Genomic DNA, 9,815 nt, shown 5'->3' on the forward strand with positions numbered 1-9,815 from the left:
GCCACGCTTGGGTGCGCGGAGGCCACTTCGCGTCCATGCGGTGTTCACGTCGGAGGAGAAGAGTCAGTGTTGACTGCGCCTTCTCTTCCGACGCGTCGTGCTCAGCGGGCTTCGCGGCGAGGCGGCGTCGGCCTCGCGGTATGCCGAAGGTGAACAGCAGCGCGCTCAGCGGCGACGTGGGTCGTTCATCAGCTCGCTCAGGGGCGGGTGCGTGCCGCGTCACGTACCGTTCGGTGATCCACAACGTCGGCCGATCGTGTGGCGCCGAGGGGTACAGGTCCGCCAGCAGCGCGCGTCACTTCTGCTCCGGAAAGACCTCGTGCGTGCCTCCCTCCTCTCGTCGTTTGCGCGGGACCGCGCCGACGTCAGTCGGTCGGCGCGGCCTCGGCGTGCGGATGTCATGCGAGCTGCGCCTCGACCATCCTCCGGAGCTTGAGGTCATCCTGATGGAACGACCGGATGCCCTCGTTCAGCTTCTCCCCCGCCATCCGGTTCTCGATCAGCGCCCACCGGAACGCCCCCTCCGACAACCTGCCCTCCGGCTCACCGACCGGCTCACCCGGCGTCAACTGCCGCTCCAGCACCCCCTCATCCCCCGCCAGCTCCCCCAACAACGCCGGACTCACCGTCAGCCGATCACACCCCGCCAGCGCCGCCACCTGCGCCGCACTCCGGAACGACGCCCCCATCACCACCGTCGCGTACCCCTGCCCCTTGAAGTGCGCGTAGATCTCCCGCACGCTCCGCACCCCGGGGTCCTCCTCCACCGCGTACGCGTCGCGGCCCTCGTGCTGCTTGTACCAGTCGGTGATGCGCCCCACGAACGGCGAGATCAGGAACGCGCCCGCCTGCGCCGCCGCCACCGCCTGCTCCAAACTGAACACCAACGTCAGGTTGCACCGGACGCCCTCACGCTCCAGGATCTCCGCGGCGCGCACGCCCTCCCAGGTAGTCGCGAGCTTGATCAGCACCCGTTCGCGCGCCACGCCGTACGCCTCGTACAGGCTGATCAGCGTGCGTGCCTTGTCCACCATGGCGGTCGTGTCGAACGAGAGCCGCGCGGGCACCTCGGTGCTGACGACGCCCGGCACGAGCCGCGTGAGCTCCACCCCGAAGCGCACGGCGAGCCGGTCGAGGATGCGCTCCACGTCCTCCCCGGCCCCGGCGGCCTGTGTGATGGTGTCACGGACGAGATCGGCGGATTCGGGTTGCTGCGCGGCCTTGAGGATCAGCGATGGGTTGGTGGTGCAGTCCTGCGGTCGGTACCGCTCGATGGCGGTGAGGTCGCCGGTGTCGGCCACGACGACGGACATCTCGCGGAGTTGCTCCAGTTTGCTCGGCATGGGGTTCCTTTCAGGCGGCGCTCCGCCCGAGTTCGCTGCGTGTCAGAGTGGATCGTGGTGGGAGAGGTCCGGGTGGAGCAGCGCCGCCAGCTTCTCGGGGGTGAGGTCGTTCATGTCGACGGGTGCGACCCGTCCGGTGAACTGAAGGCCCCGCTCGCTCGCGAAGCTCGTGAACAGCTCCCACAACGCTTCGTGATCGGCGAGGGTGACGCTGCCGCCGTCCGGGCGGAACAGCACTCCGAGTACCGCGTACGACTTCGCTTCCTGTGACGTCATACGCTCATCCTACGCGTTGATCGGCGGACCGCTCTTGCCGCGGGTGACGCGGCGTGACGTGCGGGTCACATCGGGCCGCGTGGGCTGAAGGACCTGCAACACCAGCAGCTGTTGCAGGTCATTCAGGAGGGCAGGCACTTGCATGAGGTGTTGGTTGTCAGTCATCAGTCCGCGAAGGACGATGGCGCGTCCCACTTCGTGGCCTTGCGAGCCCTCAAAGAATTCCCTCTCTCTGGGTGTCGAGCTGACTGGTGTCCCTATTGGGAAGTGTGTCGAGACGCGGCTGAGCATCGCGCCAGAATCCTCGCAGCTGGTAGATAGAAGTCAGAGCGGATTGGCTCACGGTACGCGACCAGCATTGCGCGGCGCGGATCACCATACGTCCCACAGAATTCCAAGACGTCTTGGTTGTGGGTCCATCTCGTCTGCGCGCTCGAAGTCACCGAGCAGGTACAGACGGTTGAGTTCACGGCCGACGTGACGCCAACGCCGTCGGTAGCGCCGACCATGACGGCCGATGCCGTGATGAACGCTGCGCTCAAGCGTCCGCTTGAGCACACGGGACTCCTCCTTGGCTCGTACTGCGGCCTGCGCCCAGGTTAGAGTCGCGCGACCGCTCAGGAGCCCAAGGTTGAGACGCGCGTTCCGCGTTCCAGCCACGAGGTACCAATGACCGATGCGAACACGTCGCCGCACGGCCAGACGAGCGTGATGTTGCCGGATCCAGCTGTGATAGGCCATGATGGTCGCCCCTCCAGGCGACCATCGTTCGGGCCCGCCACTTGTGCGCATGGGCCTATGATGACCTTGCAAAGAAGTGGGCGCATCTGCCGGGCAGCGTACCCGCTGACGCGCGTTGGAACCGCCTCTTGCGCTGCCAAGGTTGGCTTCCGTTGATCAAGGCGTTCTCGAACGTGTTCAGCCAGATGACGGAAGATGTAACTGGCGGGTCTCCAGAGCGAGACGGCCCGCGAGCGTCCAGAGCGGCGTGTGGAGCGCGCTGTCCCACCTCTTGAGGTCGGCGAGGAGGTCCGGGGCGAGCAGCGCGCCGAGCGTACTCGTGGCCCACGTTGGCGCGGACGCCACCTGAGTGGCGAGGACGCCCGTGTCGTCGAGATTAAGGCCCGCATCTTCACGGAGACCCGCGAGGAGCGCGTCGAGGGCCTGGTCGAGGTGCCCGCCCTCAGCCCACCGGTGCAGGTGCGGATGGCACGTGGCGAGCCAGGTACCGCGTCCGGAGCCGAGCACGGGCCGTGCGAGGAAGGTGTCGAGCACCCGACGGCGCGAGAGCCGCTGCTGTCCTCCTCGCTTGATCGGCGCGGGCGGCAGCAGGGGGTCAGCGCGCGCCCACTGCGCGTCCGTGAGCCCCTCGAAATCGCTGGGGAGGAACGTGAGGCGCCGGACGCGAGGCTGGCGACCCAGCTGGTCGTACCCCAGGTCCGCGAACCAGCTGGGCGCAGGCGCACCGGGTGGAAGGAGGTCCATGGCAGTCAGACCGAGGGCGCCGAAGGTTTCAAGCAGTCCGGGCAGGCCGCCGCGCAGTAGGCGGCCCGCAAGGGCGACCGCCTCGAGCCGTCTCGCGGAGCGGGTGCTGACGGACCTGAGGCGACTTGCGCTTGGCAGCCCGAGCGCGGCCCGCTCGTCGTCAAGGATGCGCAGGTGCCCGACGGGACCGAGCAACTGATGCAGCAGTGTCCGCACGATTCCCGCGAGCTCCGCGCCCGAGAGGGTCAAGCCCTGCAGGTTCACCCGCCCCGTCGTGGCAGCCTCCGCGACGAGCCACTGCACCGCGAGCGCGGACGCGAGCGTCTCCACGGGCGGGTCGGGCGCGGCCGGGAGGCTGTCGCCGCAACGCCAGCAGGCCTCGGGCCGCCAGGGCCGCGGGAAGGTGCGGCTGGCGTGCGCGCGGGTGACACAGACGGGCGCGCCGCAGCGGCCGCAGTTTTCCACGAGGGTCACATGATGCGTGTCACACGCTACGGTTGTGACGAGCCGCCACGTCCGGCGGAAGACGCCCTGCTCGCGCAGACAGGCCGGGCAGGCCGGGTGCCCCGCCGACCCCGCGCGCCAATACTGCGCGCGCGGCGGGACGAGCAGCGGCACGGGCCCCTGGGTCGCAGCGTCCCCACCGAGCAGCGAGAGGAGCGCAGAGAGGCGGAGCGCGCCGAGTTCAGCCAGGTCCATCTCAGCCGCTCGGGCGAGCCTGAAGAGGTCCTCGTCGGACGCGTCGCGGTCCGGATCGCCGCGCCAGAAGCTCGGGGCGCCCAAGGCGCGGGTGAGGCGGGCGGGCTGCACGATGTTCGCGATCGCCAGCCGGCAGGTCCACGACGAGAGCAGCTCGTCGTGCAGTGGCTTCACCGTCACGAGCACGGCTCACCGCCTCGCACGCGTTCCCGTCCCGCTCGTGGCCTCCTAAGACTCGTCGAGGTCGTCGAGGACGTCGCGGAGCTCGTTCCGTGCCTCCTTGAGGTTCTTGAGCGTCAGGCGGTCGTTGCCGATCACCAGCGCACTCTCCACGAGGTCCAGCAGGTGCCCGAGCACGCCCTTGGTCTGCGCGGCGGCATAGAGGACGCACTCGTCCTCGACTTCCGGGTGCCCTGGACCTACGAGGTCCTGCATGATGGTCTTGACCTCGCCAAGGTCCTTCAGACGGGGCAGGCGGCCAGTGACGGTGGAGAAGCGCGTGGCGAGCTGCTTGTCCCTGCGTAGAATGCCCGCGAGCTCCGGGATGCCCATCGGGATGACGACGAACTTCGCGTCCTCGTCGTTCATCATCTTCTTGATGGCGCGCAGGAATGGCTTGCCCTTGCCGGTGGCGTCGACGCTGTCGTGGAACTCGTCGAGGAAGATGACGGCGAGCTGCGCCATCCTCGCGAGCTCCCTGAAGCGCCCGTAGCGCTGCTTGGCGTTACCGGCCGTGGGGTCGACGTCGCCGAGCGCGCGGAGGAGCTCCTCCATCAGCTGCGCCACGTTGTCGACGTCGGCCATGTTCACGTAGACGATCTTCACCACAAGCGAGCCGTTGACGCGCTCGACCTTGAACTCGTCGCGCAGGAAGCGGACGAGGCGGGTCTTGCCCTCGTTGGGTCCTGCGATGAGAGCGGGCGCGCGGCGACGGTGACGGTCTGGAGTCTTCACCAGGCTCTGGAAGAGGGTGACGACCTTCTTACGGCTCTTGAGGTTCCACCAGTTGGCCTCGCGGTCCCTGATGATGTCGTTCTGCTCACGTCGCTTCGGGGCGCGCGCAGCGGCGGGCGGTCGTGCGGGCTTGGTGGGCTTGCTGGTCTGCACGAGCGCTCCTTAATTCTCGCCCTTGGGCGGGGCGTGACGCTTGTCAACGGGGGTGGCCTTGATGGTGACGCTCGCCTCGGCGGGCTTGGCCGGTCGCTGCTCCTTCAAGCTGCGGCCGCCGTGACGCTTCCGTGGCGCGGCGTGGCGGGCGCGCTCGCGGTCGTCGGCGATCCTGCAGACAAGCTCATAGCCGGTGGGCCGCGAGTCCCGAATATCCTGGCAGCGCTCGCGCGCCGCGGCCATGTAGTCCTTGAACTCGCGCCGACTGACCGGGCCGTCGAGGTTGAGCGGCAGGCGCGTCCCGGCGACGACGACCTCGCCGGTCTCCTCGTGAAGGACCCTGACGGTGCGGATGTCCTCGGGGTCGCTGAGGACAAGGACTTTGGTGCGCCGCTCGATCCAGCGGTCCAGGTCCGGCGAGGTGTAGACGAGCCCCTCGAAGTAGATGCCGTCGCGCTGACAGGTCGCCGCACGGAAGGGGTACATCTGCTCCTTGAGGAAGGCGCGCTGGACGGCATCGGGCTCGCGGAACATGACCTTGCCCTCCTCAATGAGGCGGAGCGCGACGTCGATGCGGCGCTCGCCGACGTAGAAGGGATGCGAGTCCATGTTGTGCTGGTCGCAGGCCACCTGCACGAGGAAGCGAGTGAGCTCGTCGAGCAGCAGCGTCGCGGCCTTCTGCGCGTTGTAGCTGCCGCGCTCGGCGACGCTGGAGAAGGTCGTGCCGCGCAGGTTGTGCGTCTGGTGGTTGACGAGGCCGAGGTGGCGTTCCTCGAGGCCGCCGTGATGGCGGGACCACTTCGCGCGGGGCAGGAGGGTGAAGCCAAGCTCCCGGGCGGCGCGCTCCATGGCCTTGTTGAAGAACTCGCTGCCGCGGTCGTAGCGAACGAGGTGCGGGATGCCGCACCTCGGGGGGAGGTTGCGTGCGCCGAGCTCGGCGAGCCGATCGAAGGCGTTGAGCATGACGTGCTGGAGGGCATCGAGGGCGTTGTGCTGCGCCACGGCGCCCTTGCACACAGCGGCGTACAGGACGAGGCCGCTGATCTGCTCGCTGATCTGCAGAAGGTGCGCGCGGATCGCGCTGTCTGCGGGCCGCTGCGCCTTGCCGCGGCTGTGTTTGACCTTGCGGAGTTCGACGGAGCCGTCGAGGTGGACGAACAGGTCGACGGGTGTGGCGTCGAGGGCGATGACCTCACCGAAGTGCGTGAGGGGGAGGCGGCCCTGTCGGGCGGCGAGGTGGTCGGCGGCGCCGCGGCCGTCGCGCAGTTCGGTGGCGCGGACGGGGTTGGCGTCGTAGCGGGCCTGAACGCGGGCGGCGACGGCATTGCGACTCGGCCAAGGCTTGAGGAGGCCTCGCTTTTGGCACTCCTCACGGACGCACTTGACGAGGTCGGCGACGTCCTTGCAGCGGTAGGAGCTCTTGCGGCTACCGGGCGGGACGAAGTAGCGCTCGTCAAGCAGCCGCTCGATCAGGCGGTGCGCGGTGTCGGAGAGCTGACGGCCGGGGTGTCGGCCCGGATGGTACAGGTACGGCACGACGTCCTGGAAGGTGCAGGTCGGAGCACCGGCGGTCTTGAGGGCGCGTCGGAAGCGGAACAGGCTGTCCGGGGAGGTGTAGCCTGTCCGCTCGAGGAGCTCGGCGACGCGCGCCCTGGTGAGGGGCACGCTGGGGTCCGGGTAGAGGCGGTAGAGCTTGACTGTCCGCTCGCCCTGCCCAGTTTTGAGGAACGCGTTGGTCAGCGCGACCTTCTGCCCCGTGGAGAGCTCAGCGCGCGGGTCGGGCTTGTCCTCGGCCTTCGCACCGCTCGTGGTCGCGGCGGGATGGATGACGATGTGAACCTCGGCGCCGTGCGCAAGGGCGTCGTTGATCAGGCGTCCGGGGTCGTCAGATGTGTGGATGACCTCAGGAGTGTGGTGATGATCGTCGGGTGGGGTCGCCATGATGGGCCTCGCCTCGGAGCCGTCCTCGTTTGTGGTGGGGACGGTGGTCGGCGAACGACGCATCAGGAACTGGGTTCGGGGGGCTCAGCCGTGCTCGATCATGATGGCGCGATGTGGCGCGTGATGACGCGAGAGGCGTTGAGTCGTGCCGACTTGGAGTTCTTTGCGTCGGATCCCAGGTGCCGTCCGGCTGAGGAAACGATCCTCGCCAGTGCCCGTTGCGGCACCTTTTTGTTGGCTTGGTGAGCCAAGCGCGCGCCTGAACGACGACGTCCTGTATCGTCGCGGGCCCCGCCTTGAGGACGCGGAGGACCGCGTCACTGCTGGTCGGGTCAAGTTCGGTGTCGAAGTGCGTGCCGTGGGCAAGCGCGTGGGCGAGTCTCCCGCTGAAGACGTCATCTTCGACAACGAACCGGAGCGGCATGTGGGCCTGAGCGAGGTAGGTTGTGCGGGCTCGCCGGGCCGTGTCCTGCTCAGGGCCGAGCTGAGCAGGAAAGGATCTCAGTGTCTCCTTGGGAACGCTGAGATGCAGGGGAACGATCACGCCAGTCTTTGAACTGGCTTCCGGCACAAGGGGCGTGACGGTGAAGAGAGGGGCGTACGTGCGATGCTGTTCGGCGCCATCGTACCGAGTGGAGCTGGTCTGCTCGACGTGGATGTTGTGATGGTCGTCGAGGAGGTTCGGGCAGGCTTCCTGGATGATGCCTCTGATGCGGACGCGCCAGCCAAGTCGCGTGAGCGCCACGATGCCCGTATGGGAACGCGCGCTGCGGTGATGAGTTGGCTGCTTCGTCGTCATAAGAGGTTTCAACCGAGTTTCGTCCTGCTTGGGTCCTCAAGGCCCATCGTGCGTGTTGAGCAGTGTGTTGTCTAGTCAAGGCAGAGCCTTGGGGGTACAAACACGACAAAACGGAGCCCATACAAGGTTTTAGGAAGTCTTAATATACTAATGATCACATCGTCGCAGGGTTCTGCCTTGTGAAGGAGAAGGCCATGCACTTCAGCAAAAGGAAACATTAGCGTTGTTCTGACTACGATGGCGGTTGGTCCTGCCCGACCCCACTACGATGGCGATTGGTACTACTACAATTTGTAAAGGAACGCTCAGCGTCTGAGTGTCGCTTTCATCGTGTCGCTCACTACGAAGTTCAATGGTTGCCGACACACGATCGGTCAGACGCGGTCGAGCGGCTCGTGCGGGCCGTCCGGAAGCTCGACGGTTACCTCGTCACCCGCCCTCACCACGCCGCCCACGACCACCACGCTCATCACGCCCGCCTTGCGGACGAGGCGTCCCTGGGAATCCCGGTCCAGGACGGCGGCCATCAGGCCCGGCAGCAGGCCGTCGAGCTGTGCGCAGGGATTGCGCAGTCCCGTGAGTTCCACGACGGCGTCCTCGCCGAGCCGCAGCCGCGTCCCGCGCGGCAGGGTCAGGAGCGGCACGCCGCGCGTCGTGACGTTCTCGCCCATCGCGCCCGGAGGGACATCGAATCCCCGCGTGCGGAGCTCGTCGTGAAGCTCGGCGTGCACGAGGTGCACCTGACGCAGGTTGGGCTGGTCCGGGTCCACGGCGACGCGCGAGCGGTGCCGGACGGTCGCCCCGGCGTGCGCGTCCCCGAGAACCCCGTGCCCCGCGACGAGCGTCACCGAGGGCCGGGTCTCCTTGGAAAAGGCGTGGACGGGGCTGGAACTCGTGGCGGTGACGACTCCCGGCATGGTTCTCTTGGACATGGGGGCAGGACGGTGACGGATCGGGGGGCCCGGTCCGCGGACTCAGCGCGGCCTCAGCTCCGCCTGCACGCGCGTGCCGGGCTCCACGGGCGTCTGGAGCCTCGCCATCAGCCGGACGAGCCGTTCCTCGAACGCGGCGAGGTCCGCGTGCAGCGCGCTCCCCGAGGGCCCGTGCTCGCGCAGGCTCTGCCCGATCCCGGCGTCCACCTCCTCGATGACGCGCAGGGCCTCGTGAAAGCCCGGAACGTCCAGGTGGGGGGCGTCGAGGGAGCGCAACGCGGCGTCGAGCGTGCGGTACAGGGTGTGCAGTTGCAGACTCGTCGCCGGATCCATACCGTTCGTCACGGTAGCCTGCTCACCGGGGCGCAGGATCAGAAAACGCTTCATCCACACCCAACGGATCCTGAAGTCCTGCTCATGAGCGACGACTCGGCGAGCGTTTCCTGGAGCACCTCGGGAGCGGGTACAGTACACCCGGCGCGAGCGGCGTGACGAAGCAGGAACCGCGCGAGGACCTGGACCAGCGCGGCGATCACGTTCTCGGGCGTGGCGGCGAGCGCCCGAACGTGCCCGTGCCCATGCCCGCCCCGAGGTAGACGTCGACGAAGCGGCGCGGTGCGCCCGCTCTGAAGGGTCATGGACCGGCGTCCGGTCCTCGTCGATGAGCTCCTGGTCGTGCCTCGTGAGGCGACCTTTACACATTCTCAACGTCGCGCGAAGGTCTGCTTCATCAAGCTTGTGAATTCTCTGTCATTCTGGTGGAGATCGAGCAGGAGGTCACGAGACAGCCCCTGCCGCCGCGACACCAACGCGTCGTGGTCAGTGACTCCCTCCCTGACACCCCACCACCCGTCTCGAACAGGAGTCAACCGCATGACCGCTATCAGCGAACAGCACGCCCACGTCACGTGGGTCCCCGGCAGCATGGACCGAGTCCGCATCGCCTTCCGCACCGTCACGCGCGAGCTCAGCATCACCCGCCTCGGACGCGTCTTCGGACGTCAGGCCATCGAGGCGATGTACCTCAAGGGCCGCCACCGCCAGACCGTCCCCCACACCTTCGAACTCGAAGAGCTCTGAACACCGACTCACGAAGCGGGAGCCCCCACAGGGACTCCCGCTTCGTCCTGCTCACAGGCCGCCGCGCCCGCGCGGCCCCACCCACACCGTCACGTCCGCGTCGATGGAGCCCTCGCCCGACACACGCGCGCTCGGGAACCCCAGCGCGCGGCG

General features: G+C 67.8%; 9 protein-coding genes. 1 reads left to right on the plus strand and 8 read right to left on the minus strand.

What is annotated here, in order from left to right; translation table 11 throughout:
* Window positions 1-398: 398 nt before the first annotated feature.
* The 8 genes from tal to DEIPI_RS0122220 all read right to left on the minus strand — a co-directional run bounded on the left by tal (window position 399) and on the right by DEIPI_RS0122220 (window position 8,969).
* A complete protein-coding gene (gene tal / locus DEIPI_RS0122185) occupies window positions 399-1,343 on the minus strand; it encodes a transaldolase (RefSeq protein WP_027483217.1) in 945 nt (314 codons plus the stop codon).
* A 42-nt stretch (window positions 1,344-1,385) separates the two neighbouring features.
* The gene (locus DEIPI_RS0122190; RefSeq protein ID WP_027483218.1) at window positions 1,386-1,619 is read right to left on the minus strand and encodes a hypothetical protein; all 234 of its coding nucleotides are present in this window, start codon (window positions 1,617-1,619) and stop codon (window positions 1,386-1,388) included.
* A gap of 9 nt (window positions 1,620-1,628) precedes the next feature.
* Entirely contained in the window at window positions 1,629-1,763 is a 135-nt protein-coding gene (locus DEIPI_RS41975; protein ID WP_281173257.1) for a hypothetical protein, read from the minus strand.
* Between the two features lie 774 nt (window positions 1,764-2,537).
* Window positions 2,538-3,983, minus strand: coding sequence for a TniQ family protein (locus tag DEIPI_RS36005; protein WP_169737188.1), 1,446 nt, complete (start codon window positions 3,981-3,983; stop codon window positions 2,538-2,540).
* 48 nt (window positions 3,984-4,031) lie between these two features.
* The gene (locus DEIPI_RS0122205; protein ID WP_027483221.1) at window positions 4,032-4,910 is read right to left on the minus strand and encodes a TniB family NTP-binding protein; all 879 of its coding nucleotides are present in this window, start codon (window positions 4,908-4,910) and stop codon (window positions 4,032-4,034) included.
* Window positions 4,911-4,919: 9 nt separating this feature from the next.
* Window positions 4,920-6,851, minus strand: a complete 1,932-nt coding sequence (locus DEIPI_RS0122210; RefSeq protein WP_157463885.1) for a Mu transposase C-terminal domain-containing protein — start codon at window positions 6,849-6,851, stop codon at window positions 4,920-4,922.
* A gap of 1,173 nt (window positions 6,852-8,024) precedes the next feature.
* Window positions 8,025-8,582: an MOSC domain-containing protein gene (locus DEIPI_RS0122215; RefSeq protein WP_045234946.1), complete on the minus strand. Its 558-nt coding sequence runs from the start codon at window positions 8,580-8,582 to the stop codon at window positions 8,025-8,027.
* 42 nt (window positions 8,583-8,624) lie between these two features.
* Entirely contained in the window at window positions 8,625-8,969 is a 345-nt protein-coding gene (locus DEIPI_RS0122220) for a hypothetical protein (RefSeq protein WP_027483224.1), read from the minus strand.
* 486 nt (window positions 8,970-9,455) lie between these two features.
* On the opposite strand from DEIPI_RS0122220, the gene DEIPI_RS33730 reads away from it, so the two are divergent.
* Window positions 9,456-9,662, plus strand: coding sequence for a hypothetical protein (locus DEIPI_RS33730; protein WP_045234947.1), 207 nt, complete (start codon window positions 9,456-9,458; stop codon window positions 9,660-9,662).
* Window positions 9,663-9,815: the final 153 nt, after the last annotated feature.

Source organism: Deinococcus pimensis DSM 21231, from assembly GCF_000519345.1.
Classification (GTDB): domain Bacteria; phylum Deinococcota; class Deinococci; order Deinococcales; family Deinococcaceae; genus Deinococcus_A; species Deinococcus_A pimensis.